General features: G+C 72.2%; 23 protein-coding genes and 3 tRNA genes. 19 read left to right on the top strand and 7 right to left on the bottom strand.

The genetic code is table 11. The features are described 5' to 3' along the window. Positions 1-2: 2 nt before the first annotated feature. A complete protein-coding gene (locus tag AB4880_RS07020; protein ID WP_367918500.1) occupies positions 3-470 on the bottom strand; it encodes a nitroreductase family deazaflavin-dependent oxidoreductase in 468 nt (155 codons plus the stop codon). Positions 471-703: 233 nt separating this feature from the next. Further along, positions 704-1,306, bottom strand: coding sequence for an RDD family protein (locus AB4880_RS07015; protein ID WP_367918499.1), 603 nt, complete (start codon positions 1,304-1,306; stop codon positions 704-706). Positions 1,307-1,467: 161 nt separating this feature from the next. Here AB4880_RS07015 and mptB point away from each other — a divergent pair, with 161 nt between their 5' ends. Further along, the gene (gene mptB, locus AB4880_RS07010) at positions 1,468-2,988 is read left to right on the top strand and encodes a polyprenol phosphomannose-dependent alpha 1,6 mannosyltransferase MptB (protein ID WP_367918498.1); all 1,521 of its coding nucleotides are present in this window, start codon (positions 1,468-1,470) and stop codon (positions 2,986-2,988) included. Here mptB and AB4880_RS07005 read toward each other — a convergent pair. Continuing rightward, positions 2,978-4,090, bottom strand: coding sequence for a glycosyltransferase (locus AB4880_RS07005; RefSeq protein WP_367918497.1), 1,113 nt, complete (start codon positions 4,088-4,090; stop codon positions 2,978-2,980). The genes mptB and AB4880_RS07005 overlap by 11 nt on opposite strands. Positions 4,091-4,152: 62 nt before the next feature. Between AB4880_RS07005 and AB4880_RS07000 the strand changes: the two genes are divergently transcribed. From AB4880_RS07000 to AB4880_RS06955, 10 genes are all read left to right on the top strand, one after another. Then, positions 4,153-5,160, top strand: a complete 1,008-nt coding sequence (locus AB4880_RS07000; RefSeq protein ID WP_367918496.1) for a pirin family protein — start codon at positions 4,153-4,155, stop codon at positions 5,158-5,160. Further along, a complete protein-coding gene (locus AB4880_RS06995) occupies positions 5,157-5,534 on the top strand; it encodes a CidA/LrgA family protein (RefSeq protein ID WP_367918495.1) in 378 nt (125 codons plus the stop codon). Before AB4880_RS07000 ends, AB4880_RS06995 begins: the two co-directional genes overlap by 4 nt. Beyond that, on the top strand, positions 5,531-6,238 hold the full coding sequence (locus AB4880_RS06990; protein WP_367918494.1) for an LrgB family protein: 708 nt from the start codon (positions 5,531-5,533) through the stop codon (positions 6,236-6,238). Before AB4880_RS06995 ends, AB4880_RS06990 begins: the two co-directional genes overlap by 4 nt. Before the next feature lie 60 nt (positions 6,239-6,298). Beyond that, a complete protein-coding gene (locus AB4880_RS06985) occupies positions 6,299-7,696 on the top strand; it encodes an amidase (RefSeq protein WP_367918493.1) in 1,398 nt (465 codons plus the stop codon). Between the two features lie 152 nt (positions 7,697-7,848). After that, a tRNA-Thr gene (locus AB4880_RS06980) sits at positions 7,849-7,921 on the top strand. A 74-nt stretch (positions 7,922-7,995) separates the two neighbouring features. Then, positions 7,996-8,069: transfer RNA gene (locus AB4880_RS06975), tRNA-Met, on the top strand. Positions 8,070-8,107: 38 nt separating this feature from the next. Next, positions 8,108-8,278, top strand: a complete 171-nt coding sequence (gene rpmG / locus AB4880_RS06970; protein WP_028654832.1) for a 50S ribosomal protein L33 — start codon at positions 8,108-8,110, stop codon at positions 8,276-8,278. Between the two features lie 111 nt (positions 8,279-8,389). After that, positions 8,390-8,788: an FAS1-like dehydratase domain-containing protein gene (locus tag AB4880_RS06965; protein WP_367918492.1), complete on the top strand. Its 399-nt coding sequence runs from the start codon at positions 8,390-8,392 to the stop codon at positions 8,786-8,788. Then, the gene (locus AB4880_RS06960) at positions 8,785-9,186 is read left to right on the top strand and encodes a MaoC/PaaZ C-terminal domain-containing protein (RefSeq protein ID WP_367918491.1); all 402 of its coding nucleotides are present in this window, start codon (positions 8,785-8,787) and stop codon (positions 9,184-9,186) included. The genes AB4880_RS06965 and AB4880_RS06960 overlap by 4 nt, the downstream gene beginning before the upstream one ends. Then, complete coding sequence (locus AB4880_RS06955) at positions 9,179-10,207, top strand: UDP-N-acetylmuramate dehydrogenase (RefSeq protein ID WP_367918490.1); 1,029 nt, start codon at positions 9,179-9,181, stop codon at positions 10,205-10,207. Before AB4880_RS06960 ends, AB4880_RS06955 begins: the two co-directional genes overlap by 8 nt. 24 nt (positions 10,208-10,231) lie before the next feature. Here the strand turns inward: AB4880_RS06955 and AB4880_RS06950 are convergent, their stop codons facing one another. Together AB4880_RS06950 and AB4880_RS06945 are read right to left on the bottom strand one after the other, a co-directional pair. Next, on the bottom strand, positions 10,232-10,567 hold the full coding sequence (locus tag AB4880_RS06950; RefSeq protein WP_367918489.1) for a DUF4190 domain-containing protein: 336 nt from the start codon (positions 10,565-10,567) through the stop codon (positions 10,232-10,234). 40 nt (positions 10,568-10,607) lie between these two features. Then, on the bottom strand, positions 10,608-11,621 hold the full coding sequence (locus tag AB4880_RS06945) for an adenosine deaminase (RefSeq protein WP_367918488.1): 1,014 nt from the start codon (positions 11,619-11,621) through the stop codon (positions 10,608-10,610). A 164-nt stretch (positions 11,622-11,785) separates the two neighbouring features. Between AB4880_RS06945 and AB4880_RS06940 the strand changes: the two genes are divergently transcribed. The 6 genes from AB4880_RS06940 (at position 11,786) to AB4880_RS06915 (ending at position 15,327) form a co-directional block, all read left to right on the top strand. Beyond that, positions 11,786-11,858, top strand: a tRNA-Trp gene (locus tag AB4880_RS06940). Between the two features lie 57 nt (positions 11,859-11,915). Continuing rightward, a complete protein-coding gene (gene secE, locus AB4880_RS06935) occupies positions 11,916-12,179 on the top strand; it encodes a preprotein translocase subunit SecE (protein WP_367918487.1) in 264 nt (87 codons plus the stop codon). A gap of 53 nt (positions 12,180-12,232) precedes the next feature. After that, positions 12,233-13,147, top strand: coding sequence for a transcription termination/antitermination protein NusG (gene nusG, locus AB4880_RS06930; protein ID WP_367918486.1), 915 nt, complete (start codon positions 12,233-12,235; stop codon positions 13,145-13,147). A 152-nt stretch (positions 13,148-13,299) separates the two neighbouring features. Continuing rightward, complete coding sequence (rplK, locus tag AB4880_RS06925) at positions 13,300-13,734, top strand: 50S ribosomal protein L11 (protein WP_367918485.1); 435 nt, start codon at positions 13,300-13,302, stop codon at positions 13,732-13,734. Positions 13,735-13,827: 93 nt separating this feature from the next. Continuing rightward, positions 13,828-14,541 carry a 50S ribosomal protein L1 gene (gene rplA / locus AB4880_RS06920; protein ID WP_367918484.1) on the top strand — a complete coding sequence of 238 codons (714 nt, stop codon included), beginning with the start codon at positions 13,828-13,830 and terminating at the stop codon, positions 14,539-14,541. A gap of 87 nt (positions 14,542-14,628) precedes the next feature. After that, on the top strand, positions 14,629-15,327 hold the full coding sequence (locus tag AB4880_RS06915) for a DUF4232 domain-containing protein (RefSeq protein WP_367918483.1): 699 nt from the start codon (positions 14,629-14,631) through the stop codon (positions 15,325-15,327). Positions 15,328-15,407: 80 nt separating this feature from the next. Here AB4880_RS06915 and AB4880_RS06910 read toward each other — a convergent pair whose 3' ends face one another. Then, positions 15,408-16,700, bottom strand: a complete 1,293-nt coding sequence (locus AB4880_RS06910; protein WP_379228463.1) for an aspartate aminotransferase type Ic — start codon at positions 16,698-16,700, stop codon at positions 15,408-15,410. Positions 16,701-16,885: 185 nt separating this feature from the next. Further along, a complete protein-coding gene (locus tag AB4880_RS06905; RefSeq protein ID WP_367918481.1) occupies positions 16,886-17,254 on the bottom strand; it encodes a nuclear transport factor 2 family protein in 369 nt (122 codons plus the stop codon). 309 nt (positions 17,255-17,563) lie between these two features. On the opposite strand from AB4880_RS06905, the gene rplJ reads away from it, so the two are divergent. Both rplJ and rplL read left to right on the top strand, forming a co-directional pair. After that, positions 17,564-18,226 carry a 50S ribosomal protein L10 gene (gene rplJ / locus AB4880_RS06900; protein WP_367918480.1) on the top strand — a complete coding sequence of 221 codons (663 nt, stop codon included), beginning with the start codon at positions 17,564-17,566 and terminating at the stop codon, positions 18,224-18,226. Between the two features lie 81 nt (positions 18,227-18,307). After that, positions 18,308-18,700 carry a 50S ribosomal protein L7/L12 gene (gene rplL / locus AB4880_RS06895; protein ID WP_367918479.1) on the top strand — a complete coding sequence of 131 codons (393 nt, stop codon included), beginning with the start codon at positions 18,308-18,310 and terminating at the stop codon, positions 18,698-18,700. Positions 18,701-18,819 lie beyond the last annotated feature (119 nt).

Genomic DNA, 18,819 nt, shown 5'->3' with positions numbered 1-18,819 from the left:
CCTTACTGCGGAGTGAGGAGGAACACCGGGATGACCCGGTCGGTCCACTCGGTGTACTTGTCGTAGTTGGGCCAGACGGTCCGCATGTGGGCCCACGCCCGGTCCTTCTCCTCGCCGGTCAGCTCGCGCCAGGTGCAGACGTGGTGGCGGCGGTGGTAGTCGACCTCGACCGTCTCGGCCGCGCGCAGGTTGCCCGACCAGACCGGCGGCTTCGGCGCCCCGAACGACGACCCGGCGATCAGCCACCCGCCCTGCCACGGCACGCACAGCAGCGGCGTCGAGCGCGGGATCCCGCTCTTGCGACCCTTCACCGTCAGCAGCAGGCTCGGCAGCCCGGCCAGGCCGACCAGGCTCACCCGGCGGTTGGTCAGGCGCTGGAGGTGCTTGTCGGTCCAGGTGATCTGGGGGAGGAGCTTCGGCATCCAGGGGTAGGAGCCGAGCTTGATCGCGACCGGGGTGAGCATGCCCATGGGGGGAAGCCTAGAACGTGTTCTTTCTTCCGGCGTGATCCGGCGCCGACCCGGCACAAACCGGCTCGCAAAATGCGCCGACCCGGCACAAACCGGCTCGCGCAATGCATCGACCCGGCACAAACCAGCTCGCGCAATGCACTGACCCGGCGGAAACTTCTGCCGGGTCGATCTCCTCGAAAACGCCGACGGGACGTCCCCTCGCGAGGACGTCCCGTCGGGTACGGGCCAGGTCAGCCGATCTGCATGACCCGGGTGCCGCCGGCGAACTTGTCGTGCCAGCCCTGGTGGTTGGGCACGTCGCTGTTGAGGGTCACCGCGATGTAGACGATCGCGGCGAGCTCGGCCAGGCCGGCCAGGATCGGGCCGAGCAGCGGGACGACGCTGATGATGTTCAGCGCGACATAGCCGTTGCGCTTGAGCGCCTGCTCCATGGTCGGGTTGCTGACGCCGTCGGGCCCGAAGGTCCGCAGCTTCATCACCATCTTGCCGACGGTCTGGCCGCGGTTGGACTCCAGCCAGCCGAAGTAGGCCAGGTTGATGACCGTGCCGATCACCGTCAGGAACAGGTAGAACAGGAACCACTCGCCGGTGGAGTGGTAGAAGCCCTGCAGGAAGATCGCACTGCTGATCCCCCACAGGATGGCGTAGACGACGCCCAGGATGACGTGGTCGATGAGGCGGGCCACGAACCGGTTGAGCAGCTCGCCCGGACGCGGGATGCCGGCGGGAGCACCGCCGAAGCCCGGCTGCGGGCCGCCGTAGCCACCCGGCGGGGGCGGCGGGGCGCCCGGACCACCCGGCGGCGGCGGGGGAGGCGGCTGGTTGTACGACATGTGGATCTCCTCGAAATCGAGTGGTGCGCTCGCACCGGGGATATCAGCACCCTAGTGCTGAAAAGTGCCTCCGAGCGGGGCTTTGCGGCGTTCTTGCCCCGTTGTCCCGGGGTTCAATCCGGCGACGTCCCGGTGACGCGGGACATGCCTAGCGTGCGGCCGTGATCGCTCGCGGAACGCTCGGCAGCGTCCTGGTCCTGCTCGGAGGCCTGGTGACCGCGACCCTTCCGCCGTCGACGCCGGTCCTGCGGCTCGGCACGCTCGAGCTGCTGCGCGGGCTCGAGGTCGGCCGGATGGCCGGTCTGGTGGTGGTTCTGGTGGGGTTGGGGCTGCTCGCGAACGCGTGGCTGCGGTTGTGCCGGACGGTCGCGGTGGGCGATCGCGACACCGCCGATCCCGCCGCGGGAGTGGCGTTGGCGCGGGTCGCCGCACTCGCCTGGACGGCGCCGCTTCTCCTGGCGCCACCGCTGTTCTCGCGCGACGGCTGGTCGTACGCCGCGCAGGGGATGCTCGCGCGAGAGGGGCTCTCGCCGTACGAGTCGGGGCCGGGAGCCCTCGCCCCGGACACCTTCCTGCCACTGCCCGGCTGGCTCACCGGTCCGCCCATCGTGCAGGCGGTCGATCCGCTGTGGTGGGACACCGCGACGCCGTACGGGCCGGTGCCGGTGTTCCTCGGCAGGATCGTCGCGGGCATCACCGGGAACCCGTGGCTGCTGGTGATCGCGCATCGCGGATTCGCGCTGATCGGCCTCGCGCTGCTGGCCTGGGCGGTGCCGAGGCTCGCGGTCTGGGGCGGTGCCAACCCCGCGGTCGCGGCGGCGCTCGTCCTCGTCTCGCCGCTGATGATGGCGAACGGCGTCGCCGGGCTGCACAACGACCTGCTCATGGTCGGCCTGATGGCGGCCGCGCTCGTCGTCGGCGTCGAGCGCGGCTGGGTGGCGGGGGCGATGCTCGCGGGGGTCGCGGCGGGCGTGAAGGTCCCCGGCGGGCTGGTGTGCGTGGGGATCGTCCTCTTCTCCCTCCCGTACGGCGCCACGGTGGTCGCCCGCCTGCGCCGGATCGCGTCCGTCGGCGCGGTCTCCGTCGCCACGCTGGTCGGCCTCGGGGTCGTCACCGGCATCGGCAACGGCTGGCTGGGCGCGCTCACCGTCCCCGGCGAGGTCAACACGCCCCTGTCCGCGACGACGCTGGTCGGCGGCGTCCTCGACTGGCTCGCGCTGCATCTCGGTATCGGCACCCATCCGGCGCTCTTCCGCGACCTGGTCCGGGCGCTCGGCCTGCTGACCGCGCTCACTATCGGTGGCTGGGTCGCGCTGCGGTGGGAGACCGGCTCACGTCGTACGGCGCTCGCGGCGGTCGCGACCGTCGGCGGCGCCTTCGTGGTGCTCTCGCCGGTCGTGCACCTCTGGTACTTCCTGCTCCTGCCGCCCTTCCTCGCCACCCGGCGACTCCCGCGCCACGCGGCCGGCGCGCTCGTGGCGGTCTCGCTGCTGCTGGGGCTGGTCGCGCCGCTCGACTCCTCGCTGCACGGCGCCTACTACGCCATCGTGATCGGCTGCATGACCGTCGTCCTGCTGCTCCCGGTGCTGCTGCTGACCCCGAAGGCACGCGAGCGGGTGGCCCGGATCGTCCCGCCGCTCGCCCCGCCCGCCGAGCGCGAGCCGGAGCCGCTCAGGCGCTGAGGACGCCGGCCCGGTCGCCCGCGTGCAGCGCGAGCATCCGGGCGACCGTGCGGTCCCAGCCGTACCGCTCGGCCCGCCGCCGGGCCGCCGTACGACGGGACGCCTCGGGCAGCGCGAGCAGCCGCAGCACCGCGTCGGCCAGGGACGCCGGATCGGCCGGGCCCCAGGCGCCGCAGCTCGCGTCGACGAGCTCGCGCGCGCCGCCACGGTCGGCGGTGACGACGGGCGTTCCGCACGCCAGGGCCTCCAGGACGGCGAGCCCGAAGGTCTCGCCGGGGCAGACGGAGAGGGCGATGTCGGCGGCGGCGAGCCGCTCGCCCAGCGCGGCCCGGCCGTCGACGTACCCGTGGAAGTGGACGGGCGCGTCGCCCGCCAGCTCCTCGAGCTCGTCGCGATGCGGGCCCTCGCCGTAGACGTCGAGGCGCAGCGGGACGCCGCGCCGGTGCAGCTCGACCGCGGTGGCGACGGCCAGATGTGGCGACTTCTCGCGGGAGAGCCGCCCGGCGTGGACGAGCCGCAGCTCGCCTCCGCTCGCGCCCGTCCGCACCGGCTGGAAGGTGGACAGGTCGACGCCGAGCGGCACCCGCGCCACCGGACAGCCGGCCGCGTCGGCGACCGCGCGGAACTCGCCCTCGGCGTACGACGAGGTCACGACCACCGTGTCGAAGCTGCGCACGATCAGCCGGTTGAGCAGGCCGATCGAGACCTTCGACGTGGTCTCGAGGCCGGTGCGCATCGCGAACATGTCGCCCATCCGCTCGTGCGACAGCAGCACCGACCGGACGCCGTTGCGCCGGGCCCACCACGCCACCGGGAGCAGCGTGAGCTTGTCGCTCCACTCCACACTGGTCGGGCCGAACCGCTCGAGGACGTCGGTCACCCGCCACGGCTCGACGATCAGCCGGTAGCCGCCGCCGACCCGCGGCGCCCGGACCTGGACGACGTCGCCGAGCTCGGTCGTCCGGATCGCGTCGACCGGACCGGGGATCACGAGGAGGCGCTCGGCGCCGGCGGCGACGTAGCCGCGGCCGAGCTGCTCGATCGCCGTCCGCATCCCTCCCGACGTCGCCCCGACGAAGTTGGCCAGCTGGGCGATGCGCACGGGGACACCCTTGCGGCGACGGGTGAACCCTGGCCCACGGCACGGTTGACGGGCGCGGAAGGATGGGGGCTGTGAGCAACCCGGATGCCAAGCCCGACGAGGTGATCTGCGAGGGCCGCGAGGCCAGCGGAGTGGAGCTGATGGAGCCGCGGGAGGTGCCGCTCGGCGGCCCCCGCGCGATGCCCGTACGACGGACGCTCCCGCAGCGCCACCGCTCGCTCATCGGCGCCTGGTGCTTCCTCGACCACTACGGCCCCGACCTGGTCAGCGAGAGCGGCGGCATGGAGGTCGCCCCCCATCCCCACACGGGTCTGCAGACGGTGAGCTGGCTGTTCACCGGCGAGATCGAGCACCGCGACAGCGCGGGCAATGTCGCGATGGTGCGCCCTGCCGAGGTCAACCTGATGACGGCCGGCCGGGGTATCAGCCACTCCGAGGTGTCGACGCCGGGGACCACGGTCCTGCACGGCGCGCAGCTGTGGGTGGCGCTGCCGGACGCCGACCGCGACACCGACCCGGGCTTCGAGCACTACGCGCCCGAGGAGATCAGCGGCGAGGGCTGGCGGGCGCACGTCTTCCTCGGCTCGCTCCTCGGCGACAGCTCGCCGGTCAAGACGTTCACGCCGCTGCTGGGGGCGGAGCTCGTGCTCGATCCCGGTACGTCGCTGCGCGTGCCGGTCGACGCGTCGTACGAGCACGGGGTGCTGGTCGACCTCGGCAGCGTGGGCGTCTGCGGTGTCGACGCCAAGGTCGCCGACCTCGCCTATGTGCCCACGGGCTCCGAGGAGATCGAGCTGGTCGCGGGCGACGAGGGCGCGCGGCTGCTGGTCCTCGGCGGGCCGCCGTTCGGCGAGTCGATCGTGATGTGGTGGAACTTCGTGGGCCGCACGCACGAGGAGGTCGTCGACTACCGGGCCGCGTGGCAGGCCCAGATCACCGGCCCCTCGGGCGAGGTGGTGCCCGACAGCCGCCAGGTGGCGCCGGGCCGCTTCGGCGTCGTACCGGACCAGCCGCTCAAGCCGATCCCCGCGCCCGGGCTGCCCAATGCCCGCCTCAAGGAACGGCGTTGATCGCCGGGGTCACCTGGCTGGTCGCCTTCCAGCTCGTCGGCGAGCTGATCGTCCGGGTCGCCGACCTGCCGATCCCCGGCTCGGTGATGGGGATGCTGCTGCTGTTCTGCTTCCTGCGCGCCCGACGGTACGGCGACGGCGGGTCCATCGTCCGCGCGGGCAGTGCGCTGCTGCGGCACCTGCAGCTGTTCTTCGTGCCGGCGGGCGTCGGCGTCGTCGCCTATCTCGGCGTCCTCGGCCGGGACTGGCTGCCGATCACCGTCGCCATGCTCGGCTCCTGGGCGCTCGGCCTGGTCGTGGTGGGCTGGACGGCGGTCGCCCTGGAGCGGCTGCTCGGCCGGCCGCGCGACGACCTCGCCCCGGAGTCGTCGTGACCGACAGCGTCCTCGAGGTCGCCCGATCGCCCCTGGCCCTGCTGGCGATCACTCTCGGCGGCTACCAGCTCGGGCGGTGGCTTCAGCACCGCACCGGCAGCCATGCGCTGGTCCAGCCGGTGCTCGTCGCGATCGTCGTCGCGGGGACGGCGATCAGCGTGCTCGGCGTCGACTACCCGCACTACCGCAGCGCCACCGAGCTGATCGCGTTCTGGCTCGGGCCGGCGACCGTCGCGCTCGCAGTGCCGCTGCACCGGCAGGCGGACCGGCTGCGCGGGTTCGTCGTACCGATGCTCGTGGCGATCGTTGTCGGCGCCGCCGTCTCGATCACGTCCGCGGTGCTGCTGGCCCGCGCGCTGGGGGCCGACACGGCGCTGGAGAAGACGCTCGCGCCGAAGGCCGCCACGACGCCCGTGGCGATCGCGGTGACCGATGCGCTCGGGGGAGTGCCGGCGCTGGTGGCGGTGTTCACCATCAGCATCGGCATCGTCGGCGCGATCGTCGGGCCCACCGTCCTCAACCTGCTGCGGATCCGCGACCGTCGTGCCCGCGGGCTCGCCGTCGGCGCGGTGTCGCACGGCGTCGGGGCCTCGCGGATGCTGCGCGAGGACGAGACCGAGGGCGCCTTCGCGGGTCTCGCGATGGGGCTCTCGGCACTCGCGATCAGCCTGCTCGTGCCGGTGCTGGCGCTCGTCCTCTTCTGACCCGGCTTTCCGACCCTGGTCGGACGTTCCGGGGCCGAACGACGCGCTAGCGTGACCGCCATGCGCGTGCACGCCTTCACCGACGATGCCCTCGGCGACCTCGACGCGGTCGGCCTGGCCGACCTCCTCTCGGCCGGCAAGCTCTCCGCGACGGAGGCCGTCGACGCCGCCGTCGCGCGGGTCCAGGCGGTCGACGGCGAGCTCAACGCGATGGCCTACGAGGCCTTCGACCGCGCCCGCGACGGGGCGCGGACGCCGCGCCCCGGCTGCTTCTCCGGCGTCCCGACGCTGATCAAGGACAACGTCGACGTCGCCGGCATGCCCACCCGCTCCGGCACCGACGCGTGGGAGCCGCGGCCGGCGAAGAAGAACGGCGAGTTCGCCGACATGTACCTCGCGACCGGGCTGATCCCGCTCGGCAAGTCGCAGCTGTCCGAGTACGGCTTCAGCGCCTCGGCGGAGCACCCGCGGCTGGGCGCGGTGCGGACGCCGTGGGACACCGAGCGGACCGCGGGCGCGTCGAGCTCGGGGTCGGCGGCGCTGGTCGCGGCGGGCGCCGTACCGCTCGCGCACGCCAACGACGGCGGCGGCTCGATCCGGATCCCGGCCGCGGTCAACGGTCTGGTCGGTCTCAAGCCCACCCGCGGCCGGCTCGCCCAGGACCGGCTCTTCCGCGACATGCCGATCCGGATCGTCTCCGACGGCGTCGTCACCCGGTCGGTGCGCGACACCGCCGCGTTCTACCGGGAGGCCGAGAAGGTCTACCGCAACCTCGAGCTGCCCCCGGTCGGCGACCTGACCCGCCCGATCAAGCGGCGGCTGCGGATCGCCCTCAACACCTCCGGCGTCGGCCGCGGCGCCGACGCCGAGACCAAGGCCCTGACCGAGCGCACCGCCGCGCTCCTCGAGGACCTCGGCCACACGGTCACCGAGTCCGAGGTCCCGGTCGGGCCGTCCTTCGCCGACGACTTCCTGCTCTACTGGGCGCTGCTGTCGCAGGCCATGCTCACCACCGGCCGCGCCTTCCACGGCCGCACCTGGGACCGCGCCCGCCACGACAACCTCACCCTCGGCCTGGCCCGCCATGCCCGCCGCAACCTGCACCGAGTGCCGGGGGCGATCGCCCGGCTCAAGCGGACGAGCGCGCAGGCCGAGCTCTTCCACGAGAAGTACGACGTCGCGCTCACGCCCACCCTCGCCACCTCCACGCCGAAGGTCGGTCACCTCGACCCGACCCAGGACTACGAGACGATCATCGACAAGCTGCTCGACTGGGTCGCGTTCACGCCGTGGCAGAACATCACCGGCGCCCCGGCGGTGTCGCTGCCGCTGGCGCTCACCTCGGGCGGGCTGCCACAGGGGATGATGTTCGGGGCCGGGACGGGCCAGGAGGCGATGCTCATCGAGCTGGCCTACGAGCTGGAGCAGGCGGCTCCGTTCGCTCGGATCCAGGGCTGATCGCGCGAGCGGAGTCGTGTGCCTGAGAACCCGTGTACAGGGGTTCTCAGGCACACGACTCCGGCCCGCAGGAGCCCGGAAACCCCGCTCGGATCGCGAAGTGGCCGCCGATTTCGCACCACCCGAGCGCGCGTGTATCGTTCTGCGTCGTTGCCCCTTTAGCTCAGTCGGCAGAGCGTCTCCATGGTAAGGAGAAGGTCTACGGTTCGATTCCGTAAAGGGGCTCTGAGATGGGGCGCCGCCCGCACTGACCACCCGAGGACTCGGGGCGGGAAGTGCGGAGGGCGCCCTCCTCACGTGGCGGGATAGCTCAGACGGTTAGAGCGCACGACTCATAATCGTGAGGTCACGGGTTCGATCCCCGTTCCCGCTACCGAGTACCGCACCACCACCATCGACAAAGGACTTCCTGTGGCCAGCAAGAGCAGCGACGTTCGCCCCAAGATCACGCTCGCGTGCGTGGACTGCAAGGAGCGCAACTACATCACGAAGAAGAACCGCCGCAACGACCCCGACCGCATCGAGCTGTCGAAGTTCTGCCCGCGCTGCCGCAAGCACACCGCGCACCGCGAGACCCGCTGAACGCCAGCGCCACCAGCGCTCCGACGGCCCGCGTTCCCCCTCGGGGGGAGCGCGGGCCGTCGTCGTTCCACCGACTCGCGAGTAGCAAGCGCGGCGCACTAGGGTCGGCCCATGCCGATCGACGCCTCCCTGGTCGGGCGCGCGTTCCCGCCGACCGAGCCCCTGGCCGTCACGACGGAGGCCGTCGACGCCTTCTCGACGGCCGTCGGGGGCGACGCCGGCGACGCCGTGCCGCCGACCTTCCCCATCGTGGTCACCTTCGCCGCCCTGCAGGACTTCCTCGCCAGCGAGCAGATCGAGCTCTCGCGCATCGTCCACGGCGACCAGCGCTTCCGCTACGCGCGGCCGGTCGTGGTCGGCGACGAGCTGACCGCGACGCTCACCGTGACCGGCGTCCGCTCGATCGGCGGCAACGACATCATCAGCACGTCCAGCGAGATCGTCGACGGCGCCGGCGCCGTCGTGTGTACGGCGACCGCGACCCTCGTGCACCGCGGAGGTGCGGCATGACGGACCTGACCGCGGGCGCGACCCTCGACCCGATCACCTACGACGTGACGCGCGCCGACCTCGTGGCCTACGCCCACGCCAGCGGCGACCACAACCCGATCCACCAGGACGAGTCGATCGCGCTCGCGGTCGGCCTGCCCGGAGTGATCGCCCACGGCATGTACACCCTCGCCCTCGTCGGGCGCGCGGTCCGGACGTGGACCGACGGCGCCGAGGTCGTCGAGCTGGGCGCGAAGTTCGTCGCGCCGGTCGTGGTGCCGGCCGACGGCGCGGCGCGGGTCACCGTGGCCGGCACGGTCGGCGAGCGCACGGACGCCGGACTGCTCACCCTCGCCCTCGAGATCACCTGCGACGGCACCAAGGTGCTCGGCGCGCCCAAGGTGTCCGTGCGTGCCTGACCTCGCCGAGCTCACCACCCTGCGCCTGGGCGGTCCCGCGACCCGCTACGTCCCGGTCGCGGACGCCGACCAGCTCGTCGCCGCCGTCACGGAGGCGGACGCGGCGGGCGAGCCGGTCCTGCTGGTCGGGGGCGGCAGCAACCTGGTCGTGGCCGACGAGGGCTTCGCCGGCACGGTCGTCCACCTCACCGGCGGCGGCGTCGACGTCGTCGCCGGGGCGAACGACGACCGAGTGGCGGTGACGGTCGCGGCCGGCGAGCCGTGGGACGGCTTCGTCGCGCGCGCCGTCACCGAGGGCTGGACAGGCATCGAGGCGCTGTCCGGCATCCCCGGCACCACCGGCGCGACGCCGGTCCAGAACGTCGGCGCCTACGGCCAGGAGGTCGCCCAGACGATCTCCTCGGTGCGCGTCTGGGACCGCGTCCTGCGCGGGATGCGGACCTTCACCGGCGAGGAGTGCCTCTTCTCCTACCGCCACTCGCGGTTCAAGGCCGACCCCCGCCGCCATCTCGTCCTCGACGTCACCTTCGAGCTCACGCCCGGCACGCTCTCCGCGCCCGTGGCCTACGCCGAGCTCGCCCGGGCCCTCGGCGTCGAGCTCGGCGAGCGCGCGCAGCTCGCCGACGTCCGCGATGCGGTCCTCGGACTGCGGCGCGGCAAGGGCATGGTCCTCGACGCCGACGACCACGACACGTGGAGCGCCGGCTCGTTCTTCACCAACCCGTTCGTCGACGCCGCCAGCGTGCCCGAGGGCGCGCCGTCGTACCCGCAGGCCGACGGCCGGGTGAAGACCAGCGCCGCGTGGCTCATCGAGCACGCCGGCTTCGGCAAGGGCTTCGGCCTCGACCGGCCCGGCGCCCGCGTCTCGCTGTCGACCAAGCACACGCTCGCGCTCACCAACCGCGGCGGCGCGTCCGCCGGTGAGCTGCTCGCGCTCGCCCGGGAGGTGCGCGACGGCGTCCGCGCGCGCTTCGGGATCGAGCTCGTCAACGAGCCGGTGCTCGTCGGCTGCACGCTCTGACGCGGCTCGAAGGCCGCGGCAGGGTCACAGCACCGAGGTGACCAGCCAGGCGACGAGACCGACCACCGCCACCAGCGCGACGAGCAGCAGCGCCGCGACCACGCAGCCGACGATGCCGGCGACGAGGGCGGCCTGGGCGAGCCCGGCGCCGGCGTACTCGGCCTCCGGGTCGCGGCGCAGTGAGCGCTTGGCGCGCAGCGCGGTCCGGACCGCGAGCGGCGAGAAGATGAGCAGCGGCGGCACCAGGACGCCGAGAAGCCCGGCGACTGCGAAGACCATCGCGGTGACGGCCTGCGGGTGCGGCCGTCCGACCCGCACCGGCCGCGCGGGGCGGTAGGGCTCGTAGGTCAGGCCGCTCATGGCCCCATCCTGCCCCGCGCCCGGTGACGGCGGAAGGGCGTCAGGGCGTGGCGAGCCAGGCGTCGATGTCGGCGAGGGCCTGGTCGACGAGGTCCTTGGGGGCCCGGCTGGCGCGCAAGGACATCCGTCCCAGCTCGGCGAGCTGGGCGTCGTCGAGGCCGTGCGCGGCCCGCATCGTGGCGTACTGCCCGGCCAGTCGCGAGCCGAACAGCAGCGGGTCGTCGGCGCCCAGCGCGACCGTCGCGCCCGCCTCGAGCAGCGTGGGCAGCGGCACGGAGGAGAGGTCGGAGTAGACGCCCAGCGCGACGTTCGAGACCGGACACACCTCGAGGGCGACGCCCGCGTCGACGATCCGGGCGAGCAGGTCGTGGTCCTCCGCGGCCCGTACGCCGTGCCCGAGCCGGCCCGCATGCAGCGCGTCGAGGCACACCCGGATGTGCTCGGGGCCGCGCAGCTCGCCGCCGTGGGGCGCGAGCAGGAGTCCCGCGCGCTCGGCGATCGCGAAGGCGCCGGCGAAGTCGGACGTCCGGCCTCGGCGCTCGTCGTTGGAGAGCCCGAAGCCGACCACGCCGCGGTCGACGTACTGGGTGGCGAGGCGGGCCAGGGTCCGCGCGTCGAGCGGGTGCCGGGTGCGGTTGGCGGCGATGACGACGGCGATGCCGAGCCCAGTGCGCTCGGAGGCGTCGCGGACCGCGTCGAGCACCAGGTCGGTGAAGGCGGTGATCCCCCCGAAGCGCGCGGCGTAGCCGCTCGGGTCGACCTGGATCTCCAGCCACCGGCCGCCGTCGGCGACGTCGTCCTCGGCGGCCTCGCGCACCAGCCGGCGCACGTCGTCCTCGGTCCGCAGCACCGAGCGCGCGACGTCGTACAGGCGCTGGAACCGGAACCAGCCCTTCTCGTCGGCCGCGGTCAGGTGCGGCGGCCACTCGGTGACCAGCGCGTCGGGCAGGTGGATGCCGTCGCGCTCGGCGAGCTCGAGCAGGGTCGCGTGGCGCATCGAGCCGGTGAAGTGCAGGTGGAGATGGGCCTTGGGCAACGCCTTGAGATCCCGCACGCGGCCATCGTAGGGGAGGGGCCGGCGGCCGCCGTCGAGGGCAACCAGGCACCTCGTACTTTGGTGGCGGGTGGGATGCATGCGTAGACTCATCCCCTGGTGGATCTTCCACATGGTCGTTCGCGCCCTGAACCAGGTCGTGACAGGCTGGAGGAGACATACGGAGGGCACTAGCTCAACTGGCAGAGCATCGGTCTCCAAAACCGAAGGTTGGGGGTTCAAGTCCCTCGTGCCCTGCAAGAGATGACGACACAGCTGGTCGGCGACCGGCGGTAGAAGGAGAGGGTGATCGGCGTGGCGGATGCTCCGGCAGTCCGTGGGGGCCGCAAGGACTCCTCCGGCGGCAAGCACCCTGACAAGCGCACCGGACCGGTGACGTTCTACCGCCAGGTCGTGGCCGAGCTCCGCAAGGTGGTCTACCCGACCCGCGAGCAGCTGAGCACCTACTTCATCGTCGTCATCGTCTTCGTCATCGTGATGATCGCGCTCGTGTCCGTGCTGGACCTCGGTCTCGGCAAGCTCGCGTTCGAGATCTTCACCGGCGGCGACAACATCTGAGAACGGCCCCGGGCGTCCGCGCCCGAGCGTCGTCGATCCCCGAACGACAACCGATGGAGCAGCACGTGTCCGAGCAGTACGACGACCCGGCCCAGGCTGACGAGGCGCTCGCCGAGGCGGCCCACGACGTCGCCGACGTCGAGGACGCCGAGGACACCGCCGCCGAGCTCGAGGCGGAGGAGACCTACGACGGCGACGAGACCGTCGACGTCGACGGCGCCGACGAGATCGCGGCGATCGACGACGACCAGACCGTCGACGAGATGACCGGCGAGATCACCGACGCGACCACCGACGCGACCACCGACGAGGACGAGGCCGACGAGCCCGCCGAGGACGTGGACCCGCTCGAGGCGTTCCGCCGCGAGCTGTGGTCCAAGCCGGGCGACTGGTTCGTGGTGCACACCTACTCGGGCATGGAGAACCGGGTCAAGCAGAACCTGGAGAACCGCGTCCACTCCCTCAACATGGAGGACTACATCTACGAGGTGGTCGTCCCCGAGGAGGACGTCGCCCAGATCAAGAACGGCCAGCGCAAGATGGTCAAGCAGCGCCGGTACGCGAGCTACCTGCTCGTGCGCATGGAGCTGACCGACGAGTCGTGGGCCGCCGTGCGCCACACGCCGTCGGTGACCGGCTTCGTCGGCCACAGCCACCAGCCGGTGCCGCTGACGATCGACGAGGTCATCCACTGGCTCAAGCCGGCCTTCGAGGAGGCCGCCGCCGAGGCCGAGGCCGCCGCGGCCACGACCGGTGGTGGCGCGGTCGCCGCTCCGGCCAAGAAGCCGATCGAGGTCGCCGACTTCGGCATCAACGACTCGGTCCTCATCGTCGACGGCGCGTTCGCCACGCTGCACGCCACGATCACCGAGATCAACGCCGAGGCCCAGCGGGTCAAGGCGCTGGTCGAGATCTTCGGCCGCGAGACCCCGGTCGAGCTCAGCTTCAGCCAGATCCAGCGGGTCTGACTCCTCGGCCCGCCTCGGGCCGGAATTTCGCCGTCCCCGTGTTCGCGGGGAAGAATGTCTGGGTTGCCCGGCCGATGGCCGGACGACGCAGGTGGCAGAGGCGCACGACGTACGCCTCGTCATGACCACGAGAAGAAAGTGAGGGCACAGGAATGCCTCCCAAGAAGAAGATCGCCGCGCTGGTCAAGGTGCAGCTCCAGGCCGGCTCGGCCACCCCGGCTCCGCCGGTCGGTACCGCCCTCGGTCCGCACGGCGTCAACATCATGGACTTCTGCAAGGCGTACAACGCCCAGACCGAGTCCATGCGCGGCAACGTCATCCCGGTCGAGATCACGATCTACGAGGACCGGTCCTTCGACTTCATCACGAAGACCCCGCCGGCCGCGGAGATGATCAAGAAGGCCGCCGGCCTGCAGAAGGGCTCGGGCGTCCCGCACAAGGAGAAGGTCGGCAAGCTGACCAAGGACCAGGTGCGCGAGATCGCCACGACGAAGCTCCCCGACCTCAACGCCAACGACATCGACGCCGCCATGAAGATCGTGGAGGGCACCGCCCGCTCCATGGGCGTCACCGTCGAGGGTGCCTGATCGAGCGAGCTTGCGAGCTCGACAGTAAGCACCGACACGTGGGAGGGCCGCGCTGGCCCTTTTGACCACATCTCCTGAAAGCAGAGGATCATCATGCAGCGCAGCAAGACCTACCGCGCGGCTGCCGAGACGTTCGACAAGAACGAGCTCCACGCGCCGCTCGCCGCGATCAAGATCGCGAAGTCCGCCAGCAAGAAGAAGTTCGACGAGACCGTCGACGTCGTGTTCCGCCTCGGCGTCGACCCCCGCAAGGCCGACCAGATGGTCCGCGGCACGGTCAACCTGCCCCACGGCACCGGCAAGACCGCCCGCGTCCTCGTGTTCGCCGTCGCGGACAAGGCCGAGGCCGCCCGTGAGGCCGGCGCCGACTTCGTCGGTGGCGACGAGCTCATCGACAAGGTCGCCGGCGGCTGGACCGACTTCGACGCCGTGGTCGCGACCCCGGACCTGATGGGCAAGGTCGGCCGCCTCGGCCGCGTGCTCGGTCCCCGTGGCCTCATGCCGAACCCGAAGGTCGGCACCGTGACGCCGGACCCGGCCAAGGCCGTGACCGACATCAAGGGCGGCAAGATCGAGTTCCGCGTCGACCGCCACGCCAACCTGCACTTCATCATCGGCAAGGCGTCCTTCTCCGAGCAGGCGCTCGCCGAGAACTACGCCGCCGCCCTCGAGGAGGTGCTGCGGCTCAAGCCGGCCAGCTCCAAGGGCCGCTACCTGAAGAAGGTCACCGTCTCCACGACCATGGGCCCCGGCGTCCAGGTCGACCCCAACCGCATCAAGAACGTCGCGGTCGAGGACGAGGCCTGATCCAGGCACATCTCAGCGCCGACGCCCGCCGTACCCCTCGGGGACGGCGGGCGTCGTGCTTTTGTCGAGCCTTCTAGGGTGAGCCGGGTGTTGCGCGCTCTCGGACCCCTCGCCGTGCTCGTCGCCCTCGCCGCCTGCTCCGCCTGCTCCGCCTGCTCCGCCGGCCCCGGGCCCGGCCCCGGGGCGGGGAAGCCGGCCGGGCCGACGCTCACCACGGCCGCGCCCGGCTTCGAGGAGCTCTCACCCGGCTGGGACGAGAGCCCGGACGGCCCCGCGCCGGTCCCCGACGCCGAGCTGGACGACGCCGCGCTCACGGCGCTGCTGCGCACCCGCGCGACGGCGTCCGGCGACGACCACTGCGCCCCGGACGAGGTCGCGGTGAGCCTCGAGGGCTGGGACTCCTCGCTCGGACACCGCTACTCGCGCGTCGTCGTCCGCAACGCGGGCGAGCGGGCGTGCGTGCTCGAGGGGGTGCCCGGCATCGGCGCCCGCGGCGCCTGGGGCACGACCTTCGTCAACGAGGTCGGCCGGGGCACGTCCGACGACCCCGAGGATCCGGTGCGGCTCGCGCCGGGGGAGCAGGCGACGAGCGACCTGGAGTGGACCGGCGACCTCGCCGGATCGGAGTCCGAGCACGTGTCGCTGCTCGTGCTGCAGCTGGCGGCCGGCCAGCCGCCGGTCGCGGTGCCGGCGCAGATCGCCGGAGACGGTCCCGATGGTCCGCCGCTCGACATCGGGCCGCTCACGGCCCTGTACCTGACGCCGTTCGTGCGGCGTACTTCCTGACGGAAACTTGCGCTTCCTGACGGTTGCAACGGGCAGGAAGCGCAGGAATCCCCGCTGAAGCGGGGATTCCTGCAGCAGCGTCAGGCGCTGAGCTTCTCCAGCGCCGCGAGCTCGACGCACACCGCGACACCGGCCATCGCCAGGACGACCTCGTCGAGCACCGGGTACGTCGGCGCGAGCCGGATGTTGCGGTCGTCCGGGTCGTTGCCGTGGGGGTAGGCCGAGCCGGCGGGCGTGAGCGCGATGCCGGCCTCCTTGGCGAGGGCGACCACGCGCGAGGCGGTGCCGTCGAGCACGTCGAGGTTGACGAAGTAGCCGCCGGTCGGGACTGTCCAGGTGGCGATGCCGAGGCCGGTCAGCCGCGAGGAGAGGGCGTCCTCGACCGCGGCGAACTTCGGGGCGATCAGCGCGCGGTGCTTGCGCATGTGGGCGCGGACGCCGTCGGCGTCGCCGAAGAACTCGACGTGGCGCAGCTGGTTGATCTTGTCGGGGCCGATCGCGGCGAAGTTGAGGCGCTGGAGGTACCAGGCCTTGTTCTCGGGCGAGGCGGCGAGCGCGGCGACGCCGGCGCCGGCGAAGGTGATCTTCGAGGTCGAGGCGAACATGATCGGCCGGTTGGGGTGGCCGGACGCCGCGGCGAGGCCGAGCGCGTCGGCGCTCTTGGTCTCGACGTCGGTGAGGTGGTGGACGGCGTAGGCGTTGTCCCACAGGATCCGGAAGTCCGGGGCGGCGGTCGGCATCGCCATCAGCTCGGCGGCGACCTCGGCGGAGCAGACCGCGCCGGTCGGGTTGGCGTAGGTCGGCACGATCCACATGCCCTTGACGCTCGGGTCGTTGGCGACGAGCGCGCGGACGGCGACCGGGTCGGGGCCGTCGGGGGTCATCGGGACGCTGAGCATCTCGATGCCGAGCTCGGCGAGCATGGTGAAGTGGCGGTCGTAGCCGGGCACCGGGCAGATGAACTTCACGACCGGCTCCTGGCCCCACGGCCGCGGCGAGTCGGGGCCGCCCTTGAGCAGCAGCGCGGTGAGCACCTGGTGCATCATCGTCAGGCTGGAGTTGCCGCCGGCGACGACGCTCGCGACGTCGACGCCCAGCAGGTCGGCGAAGATCTCGCGGATCTCGGCCAGGCCCTCGAGGCCGCCGTAGTTGCGGGTGTCGGTGCCCGAGCGGTCGAGGTACGTCGTGGGCAGGGTCAGCAGCCCGTTGGACAGGTCGAGCTGGTCGGCCCCCGGCTTGCCGCGGGTCAGGTCGAGCTTGAGGCCCTGCGCCTTGAGCTCGTCGTACGCCGCGCGGACCGTCGTGAGACGTGCGGCGAGGTCGTCGGCAGAGAGGGCGGACAGCGGCGCGGCGGAGGTGGTCACGGGGACCATCGTGCCAAGTCCGCGCGCCGCGCGCGCCCCCGGTCCGCCCTCTGTGCGGACCGCGGGCCGACGAAGGGCCGACGAAGGGCCGACGAAGGGCCGACGAAGGGCCGACGAAGGGCCGACGAAGGGCCGACGAAGGGCCGACGAAGGGCCGACGAAGGGCCGACGAAGGGCCGACGAAGGGCCGGGACTCAGCCGATCCGCACGTCCGCGGGCGACCAGAACGCCCGCATGCTGGTGATCCGGCCCTCCTCGTCGAAGGTCATCACGTCGATCGGCTCGATGGTCGCCTGCTCGGCGCCGGAGCCGGTGACGACCCGGAAGCTGAAGGCCGCCTCGTTGCCGGACACGCGCAGCGCGAGCAGCTCGGTGCGCCGCTCCAGGCCGGCCAGCGCGTCGTAGAAGGCGGCGATCTCGCCGGTGCCCTTGAGGGCGGGGGAGCCGACCGGGTCCTCGAGGGTGCCGTGGTCGGCGTACAGGGCGGCGATGTCGGCGCCGCTCGCGGCGTCGGCGACGCGGGCGAGGTAGCGGGCGACGGTGGCGGGGATGTCGATCGTCATGGGCGCATCGTCGGCATCGCGGACGACGGCGCGCGCCGCGGCTCCCGCTCCCCGGGATCCGGCGGCGCCGCGATTTGGCTCAGCCGGGCGGCGCGCCGTACCGTTTCCCACTGAAACCTTAAGACCGCCGGTCGTCCGGGCTCCGAGCCCTGACCGAAGGTTCCGCCGCGAGGCGGACGGCCTGCGCAGGGGATCAGAGCAAAGCCCAGCACGTCTCGACGTGCGCGGTCCACGCCCTGAGCGCCTGCGCTCGGGGCGTTCGTCATTTCGACGAGATCTTCGCGGTGGTCCCCATCCGGAAGGAGACCCATGGCGCGGGCAGACAAGCAGGCCGCCGTCGCGGAGATCGCTGAGTCCTTCAGCGAGTCCGCAGGCGCTGTGCTGACCGAGTACCGCGGTCTCACCGTCAAGGAGCTGCAGAACCTGCGCCGCTCCCTCGGTGCGAACGCCAACTACGCCGTGGTCAAGAACACGCTGGCCAAGCTCGCCGCCAAGGAGGCGGGCATCGAGGGCTTCGACGAGCTCCTCACCGGCCCGACCGCCATCGCCTTCATCAAGGGCGACGTCGTCGAGGCTGCCAAGGGTCTGCGTGACTTTGCCAAGGCGAACCCCACCCTGGTCATCAAGGGTGGCGTTCTCGACGGCGCGCTCCTCGACGCGGCGGAGATCGGCAAGCTTGCCGACCTCGAGTCGCGTGAGGTGCTCCTGGGCAAGATGGCGGGCGCGATGCTCGCTTCGCTCAGCCAGGCCGTCTACCTCCTCAACGCCCCGCTCGCCCAGGCTGCCCGGCTCGCCGGCGCCCTGGAGGCGAAGGCCCAGGAGGACCCCTCGATCCTCGCAGGTGGTGCCGGTACGCCGGTCGCCGCCGAGGAGGCTCCGGCCGCTGAGGCCGAGGCCCCCGCTGACGAGGCTCCCGCCGCGGACGACGCGGACGCGGCCGCCTCTGACGAGGGCGACACCGCCGAGGCCTGAGGCCCCGGCGTCACCACCACCTGAAACCCCGGTCTTCCCGCTGACGTAGCGGGCCGACCACCTGAGAAAGGAACCGCCACCATGGCGAAGCTCACCACCGACGAGCTCCTCGACGCGTTCAAGGAGATGACCCTCATCGAGCTCTCCGAGTTCGTGAAGCAGTTCGAGGAGACCTTCGGCGTCACCGCCGCCGCCCCGGTCGCCGTTGCCGCTGCCCCCGCCGCCGGCGGTGCCGCGGGCGGTGCCGACGAGGCTGCCGCTCAGGACGAGTTCGACGTCGTCCTCGAGGCCGCTGGTGACAAGAAGATCAACGTCATCAAGGAGGTCCGCGCGCTGACCTCCCTCGGTCTCAAGGAGGCCAAGGACCTCGTCGAGGGCGCCCCGAAGGCGATCCTCGAGAAGGTCAACAAGGAGACGGCCGACAAGGCCAAGGAGGCCCTCGAGGGCGCCGGTGCCACCGTCACCCTCAAGTGATCTCCTCCGGACGTCTCGCCCTCGGGTGAGCCGGCCGGACAGCTCGCTGACACGAGGCGGGTCCCTTCGGGGGCCCGCCTCGTGCGTTTTGGCGTCGCGTGCGCGGTCCGGCCGGGGGA

The organism is Nocardioides ginsengisoli (genome assembly GCF_039537225.1).
Taxonomy (GTDB): domain Bacteria; phylum Actinomycetota; class Actinomycetes; order Propionibacteriales; family Nocardioidaceae; genus Nocardioides; species Nocardioides ginsengisoli.
This window is presented reverse-complemented; position numbering and strand designations above follow the sequence as displayed.